This is a genomic window from Paenibacillus sp. FSL R7-0272, from assembly GCF_037969905.1.
In the GTDB taxonomy this organism is placed as follows: Bacteria; Bacillota; Bacilli; order Paenibacillales; family Paenibacillaceae; genus Paenibacillus; species Paenibacillus polysaccharolyticus.
Map to the genome: position 1 here is coordinate 1934218 of NZ_CP150221.1, position 23176 is coordinate 1957393.

Consider the following 23176-nt stretch of genomic DNA (forward strand, 5'->3'; position numbering starts at 1 on the left):
GTACGGTTAATGAGGAAGCACCTCTCTTGCAGCGATCTGCGGGAGAGGTGCTTTTTTGTGTTGTCTGGAGACAGAGACAGAGAATACCTTCGTTAATCGAACAGGCTGTATCGTCCAAAGGAGGGAACAAGTAATGGAAGTCATTTTCATGAACAAATTATCCAGAGTGTTTGATCAGCATGAACAGATTGCCCAGTTATGGATTGGCGAGGAGGAGAATACTTGGCACTTGGGATGGAGTCGTTATGAAGCAGGGGATCGGGAAGATACGATCTGGTATGAAGGTCATTCGTGGGAAGAGCTGATGCACATATATCGTCATCAACTTGCCATGCAGATGAGCGAAGGGTATCGTCCATTGATGCATGGGTTGTACAATGAAAATGAGGATCTGAAGCTACGTAGTTATGCAGGCCAGCGTCTGCATTGTTTTAGTGAATTATACGGAAATGAGCAATTGTATGAGGATTTATGCACATGGCGCAGGCAAAAAGCGGCTTCGGATCGGAAGGCCCCTTATTTTGTGGCGACGAATCGTTTGTTGCGGCTGATCAGTGCGTTTGTTCCACATACGATGGATGAGCTGATGCAACTGCCGGGTGTTGGTGAGAGCAAAGCAGCAGAATATGGGCTGGAATGGCTTGAAATGATGAGTGGAATCGAACAATCGAGACCTTTTCCGTTAGACTGGGTGTACATCGTATTGCAAGAGGAAGAGTACGAAAGTTGGTTATATAAGCAGAAAGAGCAGAAGTACAAGCAGGAACTGGATAAATTCATTACGCGTAAGCACGTGCTGGAAGGCATGAAAGAGGGACAAACCTTAGAAGAGATCGTGAATCGATCTGGTCTATCCCGGCGTGAATTAATCGAACTGCTCGAAACATTGGATCTGGAAGGGTATGACACGGATTCATTGCTGGATGTAGAACTGGCTGTTATGCCTGAGACTGAACAAGAGGCGGTATGGAATGCATATGAGGAGTTAGGAGATACATTTCTGAAGCCTGTGTTACATAAAGTTTACGGAGGAGAGCGCCCTGAAGGAGGGAGCTTGGAGCAAGTGTATGAACGGTTACGGATGATTCGCATCCGTTTTCGAAGACATACTGAAACAGAGCGTAATGTTGGTTAGCTAAAATACGCCGTGAGGCGGTGATATTAAAAAAGACGAAGTTGTCCCTGTGAAGGAGCGCTTCGTCTTATTCTTTAAATGGTATGATATAGCGGATAGAGCGGTCGTTTCAGATCCAGTCTTTTTTACGGAAAATAAAGAACATCGTCAGACCGAGTGTAATCATCAGGCCGATAACAGCATAATACCCGTATTTCCAGTGTAATTCGGGCATGTTGTCAAAGTTCATTCCATAAATACCGGTGATAACGGTCAGAGGCATGAACACGGTGGTGATGGCGGTAAACACACGCATGATCTCATTCGCGCGGTTAGCGATACTGGACTGGTAGGCTTCTCGCAAGTTGCCCATCAGATCGCGGTACGTTTCAAAGGTTTCCGATATTTTTACGGCGTTCTCGTAAATGTCGCTGAAATATTTTTGCAGCTGATCATCAATGAGACGCAGATCTTTTTTGTTGAGTGTATTAATGACCTCTTTTTGAGGTCCCAGTACTTTTTTCAGCCACAAAATCTCGCTTCGCAGACCGATAATCTCATTCAGATGTGACTTTTTGGTATGCATCAGAATGTCTTCCTCAAGTTTCTCAATTCGCGCTTCAATTCGATCACCAACGGTGAAGTAATTGTCCACAATCAAGTCAACAAGCAAGTAGAGAAGACGATCTGGACTGCTGATTTCCTGTTCCCAGAGAATCGGCTTCAATGTACGTAGTTCGCTGATCTTTTGTTTGGTAACCGTAATGATAAAATGTCTACCGAGAAAGAGATTGACTGCACGCAGGAAGATCTCTTCATCATCGAAACGAATGCTATTAATCACGATAAAATAATGGTTCTCATAAATTTCAATCTTCGGACGCTGTTCTTCATCACTCAAGCAATCCTCAACAGCCAGATCATGCATGGAGAACAGCGGCTGAAGTACAGCCAAATCGTCCACGTCCGCATCAATCCAGTAGAATCCTTCTGCTGGTGGAGTCAGCGCTTGCTGAATGTCATCCACCGGGATAAATACACCGTTGTTAACCAACCGGATTTTCATGTTATCTACTCCTTCTGCACCCGCCGTCTTGGCGGATTTCATCGTTAATATGGGCGCAAAAGAACAGATCAGCCGGTCGGCAGCGGAGCCTGTTATCAGGACTGTACTGCGTCATCAATCTATAATCAAACGGAAGAAACGTCCCGCTGCCGACATGCTGATGTCAATTCTCTATGCAGTTGTTCGGAATTCGACTGCCAGTTGGGCCTCGGGTCGCCATCCATTTAATATGTCACCTCTCACATAAGGGCTTATAAACACTTGTCTAGTATACCGCTGGTCTAGGGTGCTTTCAAGCGCAAAAATGTGTCTATTTCACGCTCTGAGGCAGTGTATGACAACGGATGATGAACGGTTCCGAGTTTAGGTTCAAAACCAATCAACTGGTTCTTGACGTGAGGGCAGTAATGTTTTAAAGTAAAAGTTAATATATCTGAATTAAAATTGAATACAGCGAAATCTTATCAAGAGTAGGTGGAGGGACCAGCCCGATGAAACCCGGCAACCGGCGATATAACGCACGGTGCTAATTCTTGCAGCGACCAAGCATCCTTGTGATGCTGTTGTAACTGAGAGATGAGAGAGGCGCATATCTGTTTACATATGACCTTTCTCGGAATCCGAGAGAGGTCTTTGTCATATGCAGAGCTTCTCAGAGCGTGATTTTCGCACCAGATGCGACCCATGAAAAAGGAGGAGTCAACTCACTATGCCAATTAAAATTCCAGACACATTACCAGCCAAAGAAGTACTTGAGAGCGAGAATATTTTCGTTATGGACGAATCATCCGCATACAAGCAGGATATTCGTCCACTCCGGATCGCCATACTGAATCTGATGCCTACGAAGGAAACGACGGAAACGCAATTGCTTCGTCTGGTAGGTAATACACCGATTCAAGTGGATGTTGTGCTGGTACACCCCAAATCCCACACTTCCAAGAACACATCTCAAGAATACCTGGATCTCTTTTATAAAACATTTGATGAAATCCAGCATCGCCGTTTTGACGGGATGATCATTACCGGTGCACCGGTAGAGCAAATGGATTTTGAGGACGTGAATTATTGGGAAGAGATTCAGGAAATCTTTGAATGGACCAAAACGAATGTAACTTCGACGATGCATATATGTTGGGCTTCTCAAGCAGGTCTATACCACCATTTTGATGTACCCAAAGTTCCGCTGGATGAAAAGTGTTTTGGCGTATTCCCGCATACGATCAACAAACCTCATGTTCCGATACTGCGTGGATTTGATGAAGTGTTCAACGTTCCACACTCCCGTCACACGGAGGTAAGACGTGAGGATATTGAGAAAAATGATAAACTCGAAATTTTGGCAGAGTCCGAAGAAGCAGGAGTATTCCTGGTTGCCACCAAGGACGGTAAGCAAATTTTTGCCACAGGACATGCCGAGTATGATCCGTTTTCATTGAAATGGGAATATGACCGTGATGTTGCCAAGGGATTGGACATCGCGCTGCCGAAGTACTACTATCCAAAGGACGATCCTTCTCGGATACCTCCGGCTACATGGCGTGCACACGCTAACTTATTATTCTCTAACTGGCTCAATTACTATGTGTATCAGGAAACCCCTTACGATATTGGCCCACAAATCTAATCAAGATTACAGGAGGATGCAGTAATGGAAGATAACAAGTTGAAAATTGAAAGCCGTTTAGCTCAAATTGGGTCCATCAATGAACCCGTAACAGGTGCTGTTAACTTTCCGATCTATCAATCCACTGCGTTTCGTCACCCGAAGCTGGGACAAAGCACGGGGTTTGATTACATCCGTACAACAAACCCAACGCGCAAAGTGTTAGAGGAAGCAGCAGCGGCTCTGGAGTCCGGTGATGCAGGTTTTGCTTGTAGCTCGGGCATGGCAGCACTGCAAACGATCTTTGCGATGTTCGGCCAAGGGGATCACCTGATCGTTTCTCTTGACCTGTATGGCGGTACATATCGCCTGTTGGAACGGATTTTATCCCGGTTCGGTGTAACCGCAAGTTATGTAGATACGAACGATCTGGAAGCATTAGAGAACATCCGTAAGCCGAATACGAAGGCTGTTTTCATCGAGACACCAACTAATCCGCTCATGATGATTACGGACATTCAAACTGTTGCTTCTTGGGCGAAAAAACACAATCTATTAACCATTGTAGATAATACGTTACTGACTCCATTCTTCCAGCGTCCGATTGAACTTGGCGCCGATATTATTATCCATAGTGCGACTAAATATCTGGGCGGACATAATGATGTGCTCGCTGGATTGATCATCACCAAAGGTGAGGCCTTGTCTGCCGAGATGGCGTTCCTTCATAATTCCATTGGAGCTGTGTTATCACCGAGTGATTCATATCAATTGATGAAAGGCATGAAAACACTGGCTCTTCGCATGGAACGTCATGAATATAACGCCCTAACGATTGCGAAGTTCCTCTTGGAACATCCGGCTGTAGCTGAAGTGTTCCACCCTGGTTTGTCCGATCACCCTGGATATGAAGTTCAGCGGAAGCAGTCTTCCGGCAATACAGGCATTTTCTCGTTTAAAGTGAAGGATGCACGCTATGTTGAGCCATTGTTGCGTCATATCCAATTAATTGCATTTGCAGAAAGTCTCGGTGGTGTAGAATCACTCATGACGTACCCTGCGGTGCAAACCCATGCGGATATTCCGCTCGAAATTCGTGACGCTGTAGGTGTGGACGATCGTCTGCTTCGCTTCTCGGTAGGCATCGAACATGCAGAAGATTTGATCGCGGATCTGAATGAAGCATTGCTGGCAGCACAGAAGGAAGTTGAAGGAGGCGTAACCTCATGAGTGAATCGAGTAACCATAAGCCCAGTACGTCGGAGCTGAAGTTTGACACCAAGCTGCTTCACTTTGGAGATGAAATTGATAAAACAACAGGTGCCTCAAGTGTACCGATTTATCAAGCTTCCACGTTCCATCACTTTGATATCTTTAATCCGCCGCAACATGATTATAGCCGTTCAGGTAATCCGACTCGCCAGGCTCTGGAAGATTACATCGCGTTGCTTGAGGGCGGGGTACGCGGATTTGCATACTCGTCAGGGATGTCTGCAATCTCCAGTGTGTTCATGATGTTCTCCGCAGGAGATCATATAATCGTAACGGAAGATGTATACGGTGGGACATATCGTCTACTCACAACGATACTAAGTCGGATGCAGATTGAGACTACTTTTGTTGACATGACCGACATTGAACAAGTCAAAGCAGCAATCAAGCCTAACACGAAGGCCGTATACATGGAGACACCTTCCAATCCGACCTTGAAGATTACGGATATTGCTGCAGTGACGTCCTGGTCCAAGGAGCATGATCTGATTACCATTCTGGATAATACGTTTATGACACCGTACTATCAGCGTCCTATTGAGCTCGGCGTAGATATCGTTGTACATAGTGCTACGAAGTTTCTCGGTGGTCACAGTGACGTGCTGGCTGGTCTGGCTGTTGCGCGTACAGACGAGCTGGGCAGACAATTGAAACAGTTGCAAAACGGACTAGGTACCGTTCTCGGAGCTCAGGAATCCTGGCTTCTGATGCGCGGGATGAAGACCCTGGGTGCGCGGATGGCTCACAGTGAACAGAGTACTGCCAAACTGGCCACATGGCTCAAAGGGCGTCAGGATATAACAGCTGTGTATTACCCTGGACTTGAGGATCATCCGGGCCGTGAAGCGCATGAGCGTCAGTCGACAGGTTACGGAGCCGTAGTATCGTTTGACGTCGGTTCAGGTGATCGTGCAAAAGCCGTCCTGAATCAGGTGAAACTGCCCATTGTAGCTGTAAGTCTGGGAGCAGTGGAGAGCATTCTTTCGTACCCAACGATGATGTCTCATGCAGCTATGCCTGCGGAAGTTCGACATGAGCGTGGAATTACCGATGGGTTGCTGCGTTTCTCTGTAGGGCTTGAGGATATTGATGATCTGATTGCTGATCTCGAGCAAGCGTTGCAGGCTACGCTATAAATTGAACGACTAAATAGGTGCATTTTAAAATCGGATGCAGCTAGCATTCAAACGGTTTTCATATGTCAAAATTTTAACTTATTTTATAAGCACCTTTTCATAAGGTGCTTTTTTTCACATGTAACCTGTGTTACGATATGTAGAGTACAAAAATGCGATATTACAGCCACGACTTGCTTTTTGCTAACAAGCCGGGAGTGATCGTCGTATTATTTTCTCTTTACGAGGGAGGCTTTTTTACGATGAGTACGGTAGACCGTATCTTAGATAAAGCCCTTCGGGGCGAACGTTTAGACTTGGAAGACACGATTCAGTTATTTGAATCAGACGAAGTGGACAAAATCGGGGCAGCTGCCAATGTAATCATGAAACGTATGCACCCTGAACCATACAGAACATTTGTTATTGGGCGTAACGTCAATTACACGAATGTGTGCGACGTATACTGCCGTTTTTGTGCTTTTTACCGCAGACCTGGTTCAGAAGAAGGTTATGTGCTTCCGGACGAAGTGATTTTCCAGAAAATCAAGGAAACTGAAGATGTCAACGGAACCGAAATTCTGATGCAAGGTGGAACGAATCCAAATCTGCCTTTCAGCTATTATACGGACTTGTTGAAAGCGATCAAGGAACGTTTCCCGAATATTACGATGCACTCTTTCTCACCAGCTGAGATTATGAAAATGGTTGAAGTATCCGATGGTCTTACGCTGGAAGAGGTAGTGCGTGCCATTCACGAGGCGGGACTTGACTCCTTGCCAGGTGGCGGAGCCGAGATTCTTGATGACCGTACACGCCGCAAAATCAGCCGTCTGAAAGGTTCATGGCGCGACTGGATGGATGTGATGCAGACTGCTCACCGAATCGGTATGAATACTACAGCTACGATGGTTATTGGTCTGGGTGAATCCATGGAAGAGCGTGCGCTGCATCTGATGCGTGTACGTGAAGCGCAGGATGAGTGTATTGCCAATAAGTATGATTCTGAAGGCTTCCTCGCTTTTATTCCGTGGACATTCCAGCCAGATAATACGAACCTTAAGCTGGAGCGTCAAACTCCACAGGAGTACCTGAAAACGGTAGCGATTAGCCGTCTGGTGTTAGATAACATTAAAAACATCCAATCTTCCTGGGTCACAATGGGACCTGAAATCGGTAAGAAATCACTTGAATTCGGCTGTAATGACTTCGGCAGCACGATGATTGAAGAGAATGTTGTATCCTCCGCAGGAGCAACATACAAAGTGAACATTGAATCCATTCTGCGTCTGATTCGGGAGTCTGGTTATATTCCGGCACAGCGCAACACCCGTTACGATATTCTGCGTATGTTTGATGAAGAAAGCATTGTACCTAAAGATTTCGTAATGCAGAACTAATCCCTACATTTATAGAAAAGCAATATGGTTTTTAATTTATGTCACATCATGTGAAGTAAATAGCAACTCGTTCCGCTTAAAAGGGCCAAAGCAGTCAAACCTGCTTTGGCCCTTTTCGTTGTGCGTACCTGATTCAGGTACAGTTCTCCTTTTATCCAGGAATCGAGATCATTAAACAGTACATATTACGCATTTGACGATATGTTATATAGATTTTTAACTGATACAATGGAGGGACAGTTGTGTAGTCAAACCTGCTGGGAGGAACGAATCGATGAAAACAAGAAAATTGGGAAAGACAGCATTAGACGTACCTGTTTTGAGCTTTGGCGCATCATCACTGGGCTCTGTATTTCGTGATATTGACCGGGATGAAGGGATTCGTACCGTTCATGCAGCAATCGATGCAGGTATGAATTATATAGACGTGTCGCCGTACTACGGTTTAACCAAGGCGGAGACGGTACTCGGTGAAGCAATCCGTAGTTTGCCGCGTAGCTCTTATACGTTATCAACCAAAGCTGGACGGTATGGTGAGAACGAGTTTGATTTTTCTCGCAAGCGTATTTTGGAGAGTGTACAAGAGAGTCTGGCAAGGTTGCATACGGATTATCTTGATATTTTATTTTTACATGATATCGAGTTTGTGGCTCCTGAGATCATCATTGAAGAAGCTTTTCCAACATTGATAGAACTGAAAGAGAAGGGCGTGATTCGTTACGCCGGAATCTGCGGTTTGCCGTTGCCTTTATTCGAAAAAATGTTGCCGCAGCTTGATGCGGATGCCATTATCTCCTATTGTCATTATGCTCTGAATGATACGTCATTGTTATCGCTACTGCCGTTACTCGAGGAAAAAGGGGTTGGACTTGTAAACGCTTCCCCACTTTCAATGGGATTGCTTAGCACGCGCGGAACACCGGCTTGGCATCCAGCGGGTGAACGGGTAAAAGAGCTTTGTTTGAAAGCTGCCCGCTTCTGCGAGGAACAAGGCAGTAATATCGCCAAGCTGGCAGTACAATTTTCTACAGCAAATGAACAAATCCCAACAACTCTCGTTAGTAGCGCGAGCCAGCAAAACATTGTCAACAACGCGGCCTGGGTTGAAGAACCTATAGATAAGCAACTTCTGGAAGAGGTATTACGTATTCTGGCTCCATTAAACAATGAAACTTGGCCGAGTGGTCGTGCTGAATATAACGGATAGTTAAATATATCGTCGAATGGATCTGAGGGGGAACAGTGATGAGAGCTATCGTATGTGAAGAAATTGATCGTTTGGTGCTGAAGGAACTTCCGCAGCCCGAAAGAGGTGAGGGAGAAGCACTGGTCGCTATCCAGCGAATTGGTATCTGTGGTACAGATTTGCATGCGTACAAAGGCAATCAGCCTTTTTTTACGTATCCTCGTATACTTGGTCATGAACTTGCAGGCGTTATCGAAGAGATTGGCCCGAACGAGGCAGGTTTACAGCCGGGAGACCAGGTAAGCATTATTCCTTATCTGCATTGTGGACATTGTATTGCTTGTCGTTCAGGCAAAACCAATTGTTGTGCATCCATGCAAGTGATGGGCGTACATGTGGACGGTGGGATGAGAGAACGGATTACAGTGCCTGTCTCCCATCTGCTGAGAGCAGAGGGGTTAACATTAGATGAAACAGCTATGGTTGAACCACTTAGCATTGGGGCTCATGCTGTGCGCAGAGCTTCACTTCAACCAGGAGAGCGTGTCGTCGTTATTGGAGCCGGACCTATCGGGCTGGGAGTCATGGCCTTTGCCAAACAAGCAGGTGCATACGTTATTGCTGTGGATCGAAATCTGGACAGGCTGGAATTGAGCCGAACTTGGGCCGGTGTGGATGAGATCGTGCAGGCGGATGAACAGGCTCTGCAGCGGGTATCCGAGATTACTGGCGGTGATTATGCCACGGCTGTATTTGATGCGACAGGTAACGTACATTCCATGAATGGCGCGATACCTTATGTGGCTCACGGTGGACAGTTGATTTTTGTTGGACTGGTGAAAGCCGACATTACGTTCCATGACCCGGAATTTCACAAGCGTGAGATGAGTATGCTGGGCAGCCGGAATGCAACACGCGAGGATTTTGAACAGGTGTTATCGACGTTGCGTGACAAAAAATTAACGATGGATGGTTATATCACACATCGAGCACCTTTTGAAGAGCTGCCAACCGCAATGGACACTTGGCTGTTACCCGAATCTCAAGTGGTTAAAGCAATCGTAGAATTATAATTTTCACAACTTGAAGATGTGTACGAAGAAACGCTCTCTTCCCGGTCAATGAGCAATGGAGAACGATCCATTAGTTCATGGGAAGAGAGCGTTTTGTTATATCGTTATTTTCGCTAGCTATTTCATTTTTCTGGATTCGAGATAATACCTGCGTGAGGGTCAATGTGCCGAACAATGGATTTTAACCAGATCATTTCCAGGAAATGTACTTCGTAATAAAGTGTTCCTGGAATCTGTTTGATCCAGACCTCCGCGTCAGCGATCGGGGAAGACTCAAGTGTTGCACTTAGCTTCCCTGGTTCCCTGCGCAGGCGGTTTCGTACAGCTTTTTCAACTTGAGCACGTTGCGTGGTCAGAATGCATATTTTGCGTTTGGGAGAGAATCCCCGGAATGCAAGGTACACCATTTCATAGGCAATCAGATAAGCGATGATAGAATACATGGCCTGATCCCAGCCAAAAACAACACCAGCAGCTGTCAGTATGATCAAGTTAAGCAGCATGATTATTTTTTCGATAAGCATCCGTTTCCCGCTAAACACACGTTCAGGCGGCCGGGAGGACGGATCACCGATTTCCAGCGTATCCAGTGTCCCACCATACCGAACAACAAGCCCGATTCCGAGCCCTAGGCATAACCCGCCAAACATGGCAGCAGCCAAGGGATGCTCGACGAGCGGCGGCATGGGATGTAGCACGATGGCACCGATCGAAAAGACAACCAAACCCAGAACAGTTACAAGTACAAACTTTTTCTTCACGATCCTGTAGGATAAAAATATAAACGGAACATTGAATAAAAACAGGAATAAGCCGATTCGTAGCTCCGTCCAGTGTGCGAACAGGGAAGAGATTCCTGTTATGCCACCAATAATAATTTTATTGGGGTGCAGAAACAACTCAAGTCCCACGGAGGCCAGTATTCCGCCAATGATGACCAGAAACAGATTCAGCCAGCGGCGGGAGGGCGCTATGCTACTCTTCGTAGTACGTGGCACCGGATTAGCCGATATCAGAGGTGTTTTCACATGTCCATCCTCCTTCAGTGCGGCTTCGAGCCATTCTCCCTGGGTTCTTCACAGAAAGGTCAGCATGTAGCCGCTCAGTTGCTTAATACAAACATATGTCTGCTCTGCACAGACATGTTACTTAGCCTTCTTTCTGCAGAACTTTAGGTTCTTCTTTTTTCTTGCGAGGATCTTTGAACTTGAATATTTTATCCAAAATACGGAATACGTGTTTGGACTCTTTGGTTAATAGCGGCCCCAGAATAGCAAGGATTAATACATACAGCGCGGCAAATGGTTGAAGCAATGGTAACAGTCCACCGGCTTTACCCATATTGGCCATAATAATGGAGAACTCACCACGAGATACAATGGTTAATCCGATATTAGCAGATGCTTTTGGTGAAAGCCCTGCACTGCGCCCAGCCAGCATACCTGCGAGGAAGTTACCAAACAGTGTAATCACTACAGCAATCAAAGCAAGCCAAACGGCTTCACCACCAAGGGATAACGGATCAATAGATAGTCCGAAGCTGAAGAAAAAGATAGCTCCAAAGAAATCTCGGAAAGGTAGAATCAGATGTTCGATCCGTTTAGCATGTTCCGTTTCCGCAAGCACAAGACCAACGAGCAACGCACCGATGGCTTCAGCAACATGGATCGTTTCGGAGAAACCAGCGACAAGGAACAATGCCCCGAAAACAACAAGTGAGAATAATTCATTGGAACGAATTTTCAGCAATTTATTCAGTAGCGGTGTAGCTTTACGTCCGAGAATGATGACTACAAGCATGAAGCCGAGAGCAATCAGTGCGGACATGATTACGCCTCCGATGGAGGATGAATCACTGAGTACAAGTCCGGACAGGATGGAAATATATACGGCGAGGAATACGTCCTCAAACATAATGATACCCAGAATCATCTCGGTCTCCGGATTGGCTGTTCGTTTCAAATCAACAAGTACCTTGGCAACAATGGCACTAGACGAGATCGTTGTTATGCCTGCAATGATGAGTGCCTCAGCTGCCGGGAAACCGGAAGCAAAACCGAATACTAATCCGAGTGTGAAGTTAATCCCGATATAGATCGAGCCGCCAACAACGATGGAGCGACCCGATTTGACTAAACGACCTACAGAAAACTCCAATCCCAGATAGAACAAAAGGAATAGAATACCGATTCGACCCATAAAGTCGATGAACGGCTGGCTTTCAATAAATCGGAAGTCCAAATGCCAGATTTGCATGGCATGTGGTCCCACGGCCATCCCGATCAGAATATAGAACGGAACAACCGAAAATCTCAGTTTTGCGGATAAAAGGCCGGCTGCTGCAATAAGCACCAGCGCGAGCCCCACTTCAAAAATCAAATGGTCCATCGAGTTACCCCCTTCCCGTCAGGAGGAGGGACTTGAAAAGCTTCTGCTGGTTGCGTTCGCCAACGGCGACTACCGTAGATTCTGCGCTAATCACAACCTCCGGACCTGGGCTGATGTGTTTTTTATGATTTTTCTCCACAACGGCAATGACCGTTGCGCCAGAGTTTTGACGTACATTCAATTCACCAATGGATTTGCCAATGCATCCAAATGAAGCTTCGATTTTGTACCATTCGATAATCAGATCATCAAAAGTAACTTCAATATTTTCAAGTTGCTTCGGTTTGTACGTTAATCCGCCAACGATGGCAGCAATCTGTCTTGCCTCACTGTCGTCAAGTGTAATCATAGAGATGCTTTGATCCGGGTCATCATATTCAAAATGATACATTTCACGGCGTCCATCATCGTGAATAATAATGACGATTTTATCACCGCTGCTCGTTTCAATTTGAAATTTTTTGCCGATTCCCGGCAAGTCTGTTTCGCGTACATCCATGGATAGTATGCCTCCTTAGTAATTGAGGCTGGCCATAGAAGGAAGGCTTTTCTTCCCGTAATCAATTGATCTGCTGCTCAGGCGGAACATCAAATGGTGCGGGGAAACAGAGCCAGTAATTCCTGACACAGCCGAATATATGATGTGAAATCAAGATTAGTTTGTAAAATATAGGTCAACAAATAAAACGACCACATATAAGAGTTCAAACCAGTTGTTTCAAAAGTAACGTTTACATAATGGGTTATAAGTTATGCATGAGAACACCGTCTATAACAAGAGGTGGCTCCATGCTCTGGCAACCTGACGAATACGGCAAACAGGCTCTTAACGAGCTCAGGCGTATCTCGGTGCCATTGGGGAGAGGGATAAATACATACTGGTGTATTTAATTGGCAACAGAAATAATCTGCGCTTGAACAGACAATACCACGGTTTAAAAGACAGACCTGCTGTAGGAATTCGCAGCACGATTAATAATGCGAGGACAAGAAATACAGGCTTGGTTTGCTTAACTGCAGCCAGCTTAGACATTACTTGCGGATTTTTGCGAATGACAGGTTTCTGCTGAGACTCGGGTATTTGAGACAGCACTTCAAGCCCTTCTTTATTCGAAGTGGCATCGACGGATACACCAACGGCAGACTCTGTCTGCATTGGAATCGGGAAGCACAGCGCCTGAAAAACGCATAAAATGATGATAATCATGTGATGGAGCAGTCTAGGATGTTGTCTCATTTTCGGCTTCCCCCCTTCCGTGAAGATACTGTTATAAAAATAATAACACATTTTTGCGTGATCTCCAAACCATTCATTCATAGTTCACGAAACCTTCTATTATTCTTTTTGCCAAAAAACTTTTGCTCGCGTTTTATGCTGAGAAATCATGACACCCTTTCCATCAAACCGCTTCGTATATCCCTTTGGGCCTTGCCATATACTTTGAAGAGAAAGGAAAGGAGTGATTCTTATGGAACTGTTTACAGTATGGACCGATGTGTCTGGGCAAGAGGAGGCAGCCCTTTTTCAACAATGCATTAAGGAAAAAACCAAAGGTTTACATATAAGTAAAAGAGGCTTCCGGCTCACCTTCAAACATAAGGATGGCAGAGCAGTCTGGACGTGCAGAGGAAATGAGAATCACGAAGATTTCCAGCAGTGGTTGCCACGAATCAGTGATTTGCTTTCCCTGGGTATTGCGGATTATATAATGGAAACACAGGAACGAAGCATGGTAGAGAATATTATTGCCAAATCATGCTCGGTAATGGATGAACACGAAGTTGAGAAGGTTCACCGCATCTGCATGCCGCTGCTCGTGAATAGTGACTTGCATCAACCGGGCCTGCGGGAGCGCCGCCGTGCAACATTGGCGAGAGGTTTAAGGCAGGATTTGGAGGACATCCATTTTTTCCATCTCGAAGGAATCCTGAATTTCCGTATACGTGCCTACAAGCAGGAATTGCAGGAGCTCGTGGAATATGCACTCGATGAGTTCTGGATGGATCGTCAATATGAAGAGTTCATGGGGCTGTTGAAGTATTTTGTGTTTTTTCAGGAGGCTAAAGTTCCTTTAATCCATCTGATCCACAAGGGCAAACATGAATTTCAGGTGCTTGATGCGGGACTTAATCTGTTGCCTGTGCAGAAAGATGAGCAAGTGGTTGTGGAGATGCCAGGGCTGGAACTGGAGATGGATATCGAGGATATGATCGTGAGTACGCTTATTTCCATATCACCCGAAAAAGTCATGCTGCACACCAGCACTCCCGAGTTGCCCATCATCTCGACGATATGCCAAATTTTCGAAGATAAGGTGCAGATATGCCATCAATGTCCCGAATGCGAAGTGCTTCGTTCTGGATTGCTGACAAGTCTTGACGCAGGCGATCTGGGCAATTATAATAACTGTTGATACAAAAGCGTTGACAAAGACAAGAGCCACACGTTAGATCGGTGCAGAGAGAGGAACCTGGGCTGAAATTTCCTCCGGATATCGCGTATGGTTTACCCCTTTGGAGCTGCAATTTTGAAAATAAAACCGGTTACCCGACTATTTGAAGGATGGCGGTTTTGTGAGTAAGGATTTGCCGGGTCATGCCCGTTACCGACATGCCAATGAGGGCTGTTTTCCTAATATGAGGAACAATCAGCTGAATTAGGGTGGAACCACGAGATATAACACTCGTCCCTTGACCGGGACGGGTGTTTTTTGCGTTCTTTTTCGTTGATCTAAGGGCGAACTGGAAATACGCAATAGATGATCAGTCCATTGCATGACAATGAAAATGAATGATGTATATTTTACAGGAGGAATGAGACAAATGGCAGTAAACATTAAACTACCGGATGGTTCTGTACGTGAGTACGCAGATGGGAGCAGTATTGAGGATGTAGCCGCTTCAATTAGCAGTGGACTTCGCAAAAATGCCGCAGCAGGAAAACTGGATGGCATCGTGGTGGATCTGTCCACTCCAATTCATGAAGGGGCTTTGGTGGAGATCGTAACGTTGGATTCCCCTGAAGGTCTTGAAGTGATGCGCCACAGTACAGCTCACTTGCTGGCTCAGGCGGTAAAACGTCTGTACGGTAACAAAGAAGTTCATCTGGGCGTAGGACCAGTCATCGAAGATGGCTTCTACTATGACATGGATCTCGAACATCCGCTTAACCCGGAAGATTTACAGAAGATCGAGAAGGAAATGGAACGCATCGTCAATGAAAATCTGCCTATCGTGCGCAAAGAAGTTAGCCGTGCGGAAGCCATCAATATTTTCAATGAAGTCGGCGACCCATACAAACTTGAATTAATCAATGCTTTACCGGAAGATAGCGTAATTACGATCTATGAGCAAGGCGAATTTTTCGACTTGTGCCGTGGACCACACGTTCCATCTACAAGCAAGATTAAAGTGTTCAAACTGATGAACGTAGCGGGTGCATACTGGCGCGGGGACAGCAAGAACAAAATGTTGCAACGGGTGTACGGTACTGCTTTTGTGAAAAAAGCACAGCTGGACGAGCACTTGCATTTCCTGGAGGAAGCGCGCAAGCGTGACCACCGTAAACTGGGTAAAGAACTGGAAATGTTCACGTTCTCGCAACTCGTGGGTCAAGGTCTGCCGATCTGGTTGCCTAACGGTGCAAAATTGCGCCGTACACTGGAACGTTATATCGTTGATCTGGAAGAAAGCCTTGGTTATCAGCACGTTTACACTCCTGTATTGGGGAACGTAGAGCTGTACAAAACTTCCGGTCACTGGGAGCACTATCAGGAAGACATGTTCCCGAAAATGATCATGGACAATGAAGAACTGGTTCTTCGTCCGATGAACTGTCCTCACCACATGATGGTGTACAAATCCAATATGCACAGCTACCGTGATCTTCCGATCCGTATTGCCGAACTGGGCATGATGCATCGTTATGAAATGTCAGGCGCGTTGACAGGTCTGCACCGTGTGCGTGCGATGACACTGAATGACTCCCACATCTTTGCACGTCCGGATCAGATTAAAGAAGAGTTTGCCCGTGTTATCGAATTGATCCAAACGGTATATAAAGACTTTGGCATTCACGAATATCGTTTCCGTCTGTCTTACCGTGATCCGCAAGACACCGAGAAATACTTCCAGAACGATGAGATGTGGGAAATGTCTCAACGCATGTTGCGTGAAGTTGTGGAAGAACTTGATCTTCCGTTCTATGAAGCTGAAGGCGAAGCGGCGTTCTATGGTCCGAAGCTGGATGTACAGATCAAGACTGCACTTGGCAAAGAAGAAACACTTTCTACCGTTCAACTGGACTTCTTGCTCCCTGAGCGCTTTGAGCTTGAATATGTTGGTGATGATGGGCAGAAGCACCGTCCAGTCGTTATCCACCGGGGCGTAATTAGTACAATGGAGCGTTTCACTGCATTTTTGCTGGAGAACTTTGCAGGTGCGTTCCCGCTCTGGTTGTCTCCAGTACAAGCCAAAGTCATTCCGGTATCCGGAAATTACGACGAGTATGCGCGTGAAGTAGAAGCAAAACTGAAACGTGCAGGAATCGCGGCAGAAGCAGATCTTCGCAACGAGAAGCTAGGTTACAAAATCCGTGAAGCGCAGCTGGAAAAAATGCCTTACATGTTCGTTGTGGGCGAGAACGAGAAAAATGCTGCATCGGTATCCGTACGTAAACGCGGAGAGGGCGATCTGGGCATGAAGCTGGTGGATGAGATTGTGGCTCAGTTGAAAGAAGAAATTGCTTCAAGACAAGTCTAGTTTAGAATCCTGTGTTGTAAAATAAATCTAACGAAACCGTCTGAGAACATGGCTGAACCCATCGTTTTCAGACGGTTTTTGTGTTTCTTTTTGTACCTATACTCTGACAAAAGGTATAGGATAGATGCTTTTTGGTAACCCTTTGCAAGTGAGGGGGAGGTTATACCATGAAAAAGCATTTACTAAAATTCAATGAAAACCACAAGTTCATCATCATGTGCTGCTTCATATTTGCCGGGATTTTGATGAGTTTCAATGAGGCCAAGGCCTATATATTTGAAGAGGAAAGCACGATCATGCATGTCCAGGAAATGAACAATAATAACAAACAAGATGTAGCTCGTGATTTAAAAGCTGAGCAGACAGGAGAGCAAAATCAACTCGAACCTGTATACACGGACGAGGCTCAATTGACTACACTCGTGTACATGGCTTTTATGTGGTCTCCACAGCCAATGGTGTTGCCAAAACCTGAATTACCAGCCAAACGGGTGATTGATCCTGCTGACCCGGCCATGCCAGTGCTGGCGCCGCGTTCAGAACAAATTTTGGAAACCCAGAAGGTGACGGCAACAGGATATACAGCAGGAGTCGAATCCACTGGTAAAACGCCAAAACATCCGCAATACGGTATAACGTATTCTGGGGTAAAGGTTCGACGGGACAAGGAAACCGTATCTACCATTGCAGCAGATCCAAAGTTATTTCCGATGGGTTCCATATTGTATATACCTGGTTATGGTTACGGTATCGTTGCGGATACAGGTTCGGCCATTAAAGGCAACAAGATCGATCTGTATTTTCCGACGACCAAGCAGGTGTACAAAGAATGGGGCAAAAAGGATGTTGAAGTACAGGTTATCAAGCAGGGTGCAGGGAAATGTACGGAGCAGATGCTGGCGGAGTTGTCCAAAGCGATCGATGTCTATAAAACTGTACCGGATTCCTGGCTGGACAAAGCTATCTGAGAATGGAATGTTATGCCTGAATAACAAAAAGGCTCTCTTCACATAATATTGACTGGGGACGAACCCCGCACTGCAACAGGCAGTGTAAATATGAAGAGAGAGGTGATTCGTTGTGGCAAAGAAATCCCAAGGGTACCAAACGCCGAACGAGAAGTATGATGCTGAATTTGGACAGGAGAATGGAAGCGCCGCGTCTAAAGTGAAGCAATCCGCTCAAAACAAAGTACAAGACAATTTCCAAACACCTGATGAAAAATATAATGCCGAGTTTGGAGTAGAAAACACAGGTCAAACCGGCCGTGCAGGAAAAATGAAAAAGTAAGTTGCCACGGTTCAAGCATTAAACTATGCAAGATGAATAAAGAATCGATGATGATTTGTACACCCTGGAGCGGTTGCTCCGGGGTGTTTTCATTTTCATGTTTCCGATTTCATGTTCCTTTTCTAAAATGATTAAAATTTACATAATTCTCCTCAGGCCTCAGTCTCGAGACCGAGACAAATTCCACCTGTCGGCGCTGTTAACCTTAGCATGTCTAAGGTACACTGGATATAGAATAAAGACAAAGGAGACATGAGTGATGAAACGATCTACGCTAGACCGTTTGTGGGTTGGCATACCTCTTATCGCTATAGGTGCAATGATCTTGCTCAGACAATTGGGATATGACATTGATGTAGGATATATATTTAGAACATACTGGCCGGTGTTTTTGATCTGGTGGGGAGTGAAAGGCTTGACGGAAATTCGCCGTAACGGGGGATATGCTGCTATTGGGCCCGTTGTTGTGCTTTCCATAGGTGGATTCTTCCTTGCGCGTAACTTGGGCGTGATTGGTTATTCCCTAGGAGAATTCATTCGTTATCTAGTTCCAATTCTGCTGATCGGCGGAGGGTTATATGTACTAATTGGACCAGGTCATCGGGATCGGAAACCTCATGGAAATGGAAGCAAAACACCGCCTCCACCGCCTGAGCAACCTTATAAGCCATTGTCCCCTCAAGATTTGGAGATGCCCTCATCATTTGATGAAGAGTTCGAGAAGACCTTTGGCAAACCAAAGCAAGAGCAACCCTCGAGTAAGCATCAATCCTTTCATTCCGAAGAGGGGCCGAACCTGAAAAAAGACAGTGAAAAGTTCGGACAGTCTCATCAGAAGTACCATTCACATTCGGATGATCCAAAATTTGGAGGCTTTGGCCACGCTAATTCTCATAACTATAAGTATGGATATGAAGAAGGCTATGGCAAAACAATTAATAAATCCACTTTCATTGGTGATTTTCATATGGGCAAAGAAGTGTTTACGCTGAAACCGATGAATATCTCCTCTTTTATTGGGGATACCGTTATTGATTTGACCAAGGCACAGATCCCATATGGAGAGACCAAAATTGTCATTTCACATTTTATTGGCGATGTTAAGATTTTTGTTCCAGAAGACATGGATCTGGGCATTTCACTGACCAGCAGCTCTTTTCTGGGAGACATGAAACTTCTGGGTACAAAACGTGGAGGTTTTTTGGGAAATGCGCAGGAGGAAACTCCGCACTACCAAGAAGCCGGTAAGAAGCTCCGCATTATTGTCAGTGTTTTTATTGGCGATGTCAAAGTAAACAAGGTGGATTAACCTATGATTCGAACGATTCTTAAGGCAAACAAGTGGGAACTGATGACGTATTTCGTGTTGACCGGATTGATCACACTGGGCGGATTCTATCTGTTATATGGGGATGTGCTTACAGGGGACAATCGCAATCGGGCATGGACATATATCGGAGTTGTCGTTGTAGGTACTGTGGTCACCGGCTATATCGCCGCATTGCGGCTTCAGCGCAAAATTGATTTGCTCGATCTCAATATGTTGAAAGTATCTAAAGGAAATCTTGCGGTTCGCATGCCTGATGCGGAAGATGCTTCTTTTGGACGGGTGTATCAGGAGTTTAATGTGATGATGGAGTCCATTGAGAAAAAAATGAGGTTACTCCAGCGGCTTGGTGAGCAAGAGGTTATTGAAAAGGAACAGGCTTCTGAGCGTGCCGTTATCGAAGAACGTAAACGTATGGCAAGGGATCTGCATGACACAGTGAGTCAGCAACTATTCGCCATGCATATGTCTGCTTCATCCCTTCCACGTCTGCTAGAGATGAATCCGGAGCATGGTCGCAATGTGCTCGACCAGTTAATTCAGATGTCTCATATTGCACAGCGCCAGATGCGTGGATTGATCGCGCAACTCAGGCCGATTGAATTGGAGGGACGCGACCTAACTGCAGCACTCGACAGCTGGTTCCCTGATTATTGTCGGCAAAATGGTTTAAAAGGCGTGAAAGAGCTGGAGTTGGATGGCGGAGTCTCTGATGCCATTGAGCACCAGCTGTTTCTCATTATTCAGGAGGCTGTAGCCAATGTTGTTAAACATGCTGAAGCTGGACTCGTTAGTCTGGCTATCCGGGAATCGGAGCATCAGATCAGCATGAGCATCAGTGATGATGGGCAAGGTTTCTTGCAACAGACGGAGCGACCAGGCTCATATGGGTTGTCCACGATGCGAGAACGTGCCGAGAAGCTGGGCGGTCAAGTGCAGATTATATCCAAGCCTGGGGCGGGTACGACGGTACGAGTGCTCATCCCGAAATTTGATAACGTGTCCGAGGAGGAATCAGAATGAATGGCAAAGTAAACGTAATGATTGTGGATGACCACGATATGGTACGAATGGGCTTGAAGACTTACCTCATGCTGGAGCCTACGTTCCATGTGATGGCAGAAGCAGGTAACGGGCAACATGCACTCGATCAGCTACGTCAGATGAAGGATTCGGAAATGCCGGACCTGATTCTGATGGATCTGATGATGCCGGTGATGAACGGAGCTGAGGCTACGCAAGCCATTATGTCTGAATTTCCGAATATGAAGATTGTCATGCTGACCAGTTTTCTGGAAGATGATCTCGTTGTTCAAGCGATCGAGGCAGGAGCAGTAAGTTATGTGCTCAAAACGGTATCAGCCGAAGAACTGATCTATGCTCTTCAAGGTGCTAACCGAGGCATGCCCGTGATGACAGGAGATGTCTCCCAGGCGTTAACGCGAGGCATTCGGCAGCGGACGGCGAGGGACAGTGAATCTGGACTTACGGATCGGGAGAAGGAAGTACTTCTACTTATTGCTGAAGGAAAAACCAACAAAGATATCGGAGAAGAATTACATATCAGTATTAAAACCGTTAAAACACATGTAAGTAACCTGCTGATGAAATGTGAGATGGATGATCGGACACAACTGGCGATTTACGCACATCGGCAAGGATGGGTGAAGAAGCAAGGCTGAAAATGTTGCTATGACGGGAAAAAACAGCAAATATTGCATGCTTTTATCTCCTTTTTAATTGTTTTTAAGGTACGATTAAGGTTCAAAGTACAAAATAAGGACAGTTAAAGAATATCTCTTGCGAATAAGAGATTGGGAGGTAGAGAGGCATGGACGAACGTAATTATAGATCAAATCGACAAGATGAGGAAAAAGAAACGAATCAAACTGAAAATCGGAATCCTGCCGGAAATGATGACTCCTCGTATTATTATTCTTACGGACCATTCCAGTCTGTGAGTCAGGAAGATACAGCTAGTGGCAATGGGCCAGGGCAAGAAGGAAATGTGGAGATTACAAGACCAGATCCAATAAAACCTGTACCTTCTTACCATAATAATGACTCCTCTGGTCAAACGGGCAGAATGTCTGGCGGCGGTTCGGGTCATGGCGGAGGTCAAGGAAATGGAAATAACAATGGTAACTGGAACTATAACAACCGCAGACCAAGGTCTTCTGTAAGATCACTTCTGTTCTCCTTTATCGCAGGTATGTTAGTCATCACTGTGTTGATGTACACAGCCGACAGAACGAACATGTTCACACCACAAGCCGCGCTGACGAATAACGGAACGGAATCTGCTCAGGAAACACCGAGTAATACAGGTGGAGGTAACAATGTGACGGCGTCCTTGCTACCGACAGGTAAAGAGGATGTATCCTCTGTGGTGAAACAGGCGAGCCCGGCTGTCGTGAAAATTGAAACGCTGGCTAAACAGTCCACACGTGGTTCTGGACAAGGTGGAGCAAATACAAACGATCCGTTGTATCAATACTTCTTTGGTGGCGGACTTGGTGGACCTAACGGAAATCAACAACAACAAGAACAAGGTCAACAGCCTCAACCTCAAGCGAGCAATCAACTCGTACCCATGGGGATCGGCTCCGGATTTATTTTTGATAAAGAAGGCTATATACTGACGAACCAGCACGTTGTTCAAGGTGCAGATGTCATTCAGGTAACACTTGAGAACAATAGCAAGCCATATGAAGCTAAATTGCTCGGAAGCAGTTTTGATCTTGACCTTGCCGTGTTGAAAATTGAGAAAAATAGCGGTGATAAAGATTTCCCTGTAGCACCGCTAGGCAACTCAAATAGCACACAAGTTGGTGAATGGCTTGTAGCGATTGGTAACCCTGAAGGTTTTGAACATACAGTAACTGCAGGTGTTCTTAGTGCCAAAGAACGTACGATCAGCATTCCGGATCAAGAAACAGGTAAAACACGTGAATACAGCCACTTGTTGCAAACAGATGCTTCGATTAACCCGGGTAACTCGGGTGGTCCGTTGCTGAATCTGAACGGAGAAGTTATCGGTATGAACGTTGCTGTAAGTGCGGATGCTCAAGGTATCGGTTTTGCAATCCCGTCCAGTGTCATCTCTGAAGCGGTGAAATACTTGAAAGAGAACAAAGATGTTCCCAAAGAACCTGTACCGTTTATCGGTGCTTCTCTGATGAATCTCACCCCGGAAGTGGCCAAACAAATGGGAACAAATATTACGGAAGGTTCAGTTGTTGCAAGCACGGTGTACCAATCTCCAGCTTACCAGTCTGATCTGAGACCGTATGATATCATTACCGGCGTAAATGGTACTTCAAAAGCAACAAGTCAGGATTTGATCGACTTTATCAAGACTCAGAAAGTCGGCGGAGAGATTACGCTTAATGTTGTACGTGACGGCAAGAAGATTGATGTGAAAGTGAAAATTGGCAACAAGTATGATTACGATACAACACAAACACAGCAACAATAATTGCAACCAGGTTGAAGTAGATGAAGGTAAGAACGGAAGGGTTTAAGGCCCTTCCGTTTTTTTTGCACGATGTTTCTGTTCTGTTTTTGCATAGTTTCTC

Annotated in this window: 20 protein-coding genes and 1 riboswitch; of the genes, 15 read left to right on the forward strand and 5 right to left on the reverse strand. The window is 45.6% G+C overall.

All coding sequences use genetic code 11. The annotated features are described in order from the left end of the window. Positions 1–133: 133 nt before the first annotated feature. A complete protein-coding gene (locus MKY23_RS08725) occupies positions 134–1135 on the forward strand; it encodes an HRDC domain-containing protein (protein ID WP_090919834.1) in 1002 nt (333 codons plus the stop codon). A gap of 109 nt (positions 1136–1244) precedes the next feature. Here MKY23_RS08725 and corA read toward each other — a convergent pair whose 3' ends face one another. Next, positions 1245–2180 carry a magnesium/cobalt transporter CorA gene (gene corA / locus MKY23_RS08730; RefSeq protein WP_090919837.1) on the reverse strand — a complete coding sequence of 312 codons (936 nt, stop codon included), beginning with the start codon at positions 2178–2180 and terminating at the stop codon, positions 1245–1247. A 458-nt stretch (positions 2181–2638) separates the two neighbouring features. Further along, a riboswitch (SAM riboswitch) is annotated at positions 2639–2763 on the forward strand. Between the two features lie 126 nt (positions 2764–2889). Here corA and metA point away from each other — a divergent pair. The 6 genes from metA (at position 2890) to MKY23_RS08760 (ending at position 9832) form a co-directional block, all read left to right on the forward strand. Further along, a complete protein-coding gene (gene metA, locus MKY23_RS08735; protein WP_090919840.1) occupies positions 2890–3807 on the forward strand; it encodes a homoserine O-succinyltransferase in 918 nt (305 codons plus the stop codon). A gap of 24 nt (positions 3808–3831) precedes the next feature. Beyond that, on the forward strand, positions 3832–5016 hold the full coding sequence (locus MKY23_RS08740) for an aminotransferase class I/II-fold pyridoxal phosphate-dependent enzyme (RefSeq protein WP_339837259.1): 1185 nt from the start codon (positions 3832–3834) through the stop codon (positions 5014–5016). Then, complete coding sequence (locus tag MKY23_RS08745; protein WP_339837262.1) at positions 5013–6194, forward strand: aminotransferase class I/II-fold pyridoxal phosphate-dependent enzyme; 1182 nt, start codon at positions 5013–5015, stop codon at positions 6192–6194. The genes MKY23_RS08740 and MKY23_RS08745 overlap by 4 nt, the downstream gene beginning before the upstream one ends. Positions 6195–6436: 242 nt before the next feature. Next, on the forward strand, positions 6437–7573 hold the full coding sequence (mqnC, locus tag MKY23_RS08750; RefSeq protein WP_090919848.1) for a cyclic dehypoxanthinyl futalosine synthase: 1137 nt from the start codon (positions 6437–6439) through the stop codon (positions 7571–7573). 274 nt (positions 7574–7847) lie between these two features. After that, entirely contained in the window at positions 7848–8780 is a 933-nt protein-coding gene (locus MKY23_RS08755) for an aldo/keto reductase (protein WP_339837268.1), read from the forward strand. A 38-nt stretch (positions 8781–8818) separates the two neighbouring features. Continuing rightward, entirely contained in the window at positions 8819–9832 is a 1014-nt protein-coding gene (locus MKY23_RS08760; protein ID WP_253495872.1) for a zinc-binding alcohol dehydrogenase family protein, read from the forward strand. A gap of 122 nt (positions 9833–9954) precedes the next feature. Here the strand turns inward: MKY23_RS08760 and MKY23_RS08765 are convergent, their stop codons facing one another. From MKY23_RS08765 to MKY23_RS08780, 4 genes are all read right to left on the reverse strand, one after another. After that, positions 9955–10860: a YitT family protein gene (locus MKY23_RS08765; protein ID WP_186809566.1), complete on the reverse strand. Its 906-nt coding sequence runs from the start codon at positions 10858–10860 to the stop codon at positions 9955–9957. Between the two features lie 121 nt (positions 10861–10981). Then, a complete protein-coding gene (locus tag MKY23_RS08770) occupies positions 10982–12220 on the reverse strand; it encodes a cation:proton antiporter (RefSeq protein ID WP_090919859.1) in 1239 nt (412 codons plus the stop codon). Between the two features lie 4 nt (positions 12221–12224). Beyond that, complete coding sequence (locus MKY23_RS08775; protein WP_339837273.1) at positions 12225–12719, reverse strand: cation:proton antiporter regulatory subunit; 495 nt, start codon at positions 12717–12719, stop codon at positions 12225–12227. A gap of 336 nt (positions 12720–13055) precedes the next feature. Then, positions 13056–13457 carry a hypothetical protein gene (locus tag MKY23_RS08780; protein WP_139168886.1) on the reverse strand — a complete coding sequence of 134 codons (402 nt, stop codon included), beginning with the start codon at positions 13455–13457 and terminating at the stop codon, positions 13056–13058. A 232-nt stretch (positions 13458–13689) separates the two neighbouring features. Between MKY23_RS08780 and MKY23_RS08785 the strand changes: the two genes are divergently transcribed. The 8 genes from MKY23_RS08785 (at position 13690) to MKY23_RS08820 (ending at position 23076) form a co-directional block, all read left to right on the forward strand. Beyond that, positions 13690–14634, forward strand: coding sequence for a putative sporulation protein YtxC (locus tag MKY23_RS08785; RefSeq protein ID WP_154958241.1), 945 nt, complete (start codon positions 13690–13692; stop codon positions 14632–14634). A gap of 409 nt (positions 14635–15043) precedes the next feature. Beyond that, positions 15044–16981, forward strand: a complete 1938-nt coding sequence (gene thrS, locus MKY23_RS08790; RefSeq protein ID WP_090919871.1) for a threonine--tRNA ligase — start codon at positions 15044–15046, stop codon at positions 16979–16981. A gap of 167 nt (positions 16982–17148) precedes the next feature. After that, entirely contained in the window at positions 17149–17949 is an 801-nt protein-coding gene (locus MKY23_RS08795; RefSeq protein WP_318286344.1) for a 3D domain-containing protein, read from the forward strand. 112 nt (positions 17950–18061) lie between these two features. After that, positions 18062–18271, forward strand: a complete 210-nt coding sequence (locus tag MKY23_RS08800; protein WP_090919874.1) for a hypothetical protein — start codon at positions 18062–18064, stop codon at positions 18269–18271. A 259-nt stretch (positions 18272–18530) separates the two neighbouring features. After that, positions 18531–19580, forward strand: a complete 1050-nt coding sequence (gene liaF, locus MKY23_RS08805) for a cell wall-active antibiotics response protein LiaF (RefSeq protein WP_090919877.1) — start codon at positions 18531–18533, stop codon at positions 19578–19580. Between the two features lie 3 nt (positions 19581–19583). Beyond that, on the forward strand, positions 19584–20621 hold the full coding sequence (locus MKY23_RS08810) for a sensor histidine kinase (RefSeq protein WP_090919880.1): 1038 nt from the start codon (positions 19584–19586) through the stop codon (positions 20619–20621). Further along, on the forward strand, positions 20618–21280 hold the full coding sequence (locus tag MKY23_RS08815) for a response regulator transcription factor (protein ID WP_154886857.1): 663 nt from the start codon (positions 20618–20620) through the stop codon (positions 21278–21280). The genes MKY23_RS08810 and MKY23_RS08815 overlap by 4 nt, the downstream gene beginning before the upstream one ends. Positions 21281–21429: 149 nt before the next feature. Beyond that, complete coding sequence (locus tag MKY23_RS08820; protein ID WP_339837282.1) at positions 21430–23076, forward strand: trypsin-like peptidase domain-containing protein; 1647 nt, start codon at positions 21430–21432, stop codon at positions 23074–23076. Positions 23077–23176: the final 100 nt, after the last annotated feature.

Coding starts and splice junctions, on each gene's coding strand:
- MKY23_RS08755 (WP_339837268.1), top strand. CDS start 7,848: ATGAAAACAAGAAAATTGGGAAAGACAGCATTAGACGTACCTGTTTTG.
- MKY23_RS08785 (WP_154958241.1), top strand. CDS start 13,690: ATGGAACTGTTTACAGTATGGACCGATGTGTCTGGGCAAGAGGAGGCA.
- corA (WP_090919837.1), bottom strand. CDS start 2,180: ATGAAAATCCGGTTGGTTAACAACGGTGTATTTATCCCGGTGGATGAC.
- MKY23_RS08810 (WP_090919880.1), top strand. CDS start 19,584: ATGATTCGAACGATTCTTAAGGCAAACAAGTGGGAACTGATGACGTAT.
- liaF (WP_090919877.1), top strand. CDS start 18,531: ATGAAACGATCTACGCTAGACCGTTTGTGGGTTGGCATACCTCTTATC.
- MKY23_RS08775 (WP_339837273.1), bottom strand. CDS start 12,719: ATGGATGTACGCGAAACAGACTTGCCGGGAATCGGCAAAAAATTTCAA.
- MKY23_RS08745 (WP_339837262.1), top strand. CDS start 5,013: ATGAGTGAATCGAGTAACCATAAGCCCAGTACGTCGGAGCTGAAGTTT.
- MKY23_RS08795 (WP_318286344.1), top strand. CDS start 17,149: ATGAAAAAGCATTTACTAAAATTCAATGAAAACCACAAGTTCATCATC.
- MKY23_RS08770 (WP_090919859.1), bottom strand. CDS start 12,220: ATGGACCATTTGATTTTTGAAGTGGGGCTCGCGCTGGTGCTTATTGCA.
- thrS (WP_090919871.1), top strand. CDS start 15,044: ATGGCAGTAAACATTAAACTACCGGATGGTTCTGTACGTGAGTACGCA.
- MKY23_RS08760 (WP_253495872.1), top strand. CDS start 8,819: ATGAGAGCTATCGTATGTGAAGAAATTGATCGTTTGGTGCTGAAGGAA.
- MKY23_RS08815 (WP_154886857.1), top strand. CDS start 20,618: ATGAATGGCAAAGTAAACGTAATGATTGTGGATGACCACGATATGGTA.
- MKY23_RS08740 (WP_339837259.1), top strand. CDS start 3,832: ATGGAAGATAACAAGTTGAAAATTGAAAGCCGTTTAGCTCAAATTGGG.
- mqnC (WP_090919848.1), top strand. CDS start 6,437: ATGAGTACGGTAGACCGTATCTTAGATAAAGCCCTTCGGGGCGAACGT.
- metA (WP_090919840.1), top strand. CDS start 2,890: ATGCCAATTAAAATTCCAGACACATTACCAGCCAAAGAAGTACTTGAG.
- MKY23_RS08780 (WP_139168886.1), bottom strand. CDS start 13,457: ATGAGACAACATCCTAGACTGCTCCATCACATGATTATCATCATTTTA.
- MKY23_RS08725 (WP_090919834.1), top strand. CDS start 134: ATGGAAGTCATTTTCATGAACAAATTATCCAGAGTGTTTGATCAGCAT.
- MKY23_RS08820 (WP_339837282.1), top strand. CDS start 21,430: ATGGACGAACGTAATTATAGATCAAATCGACAAGATGAGGAAAAAGAA.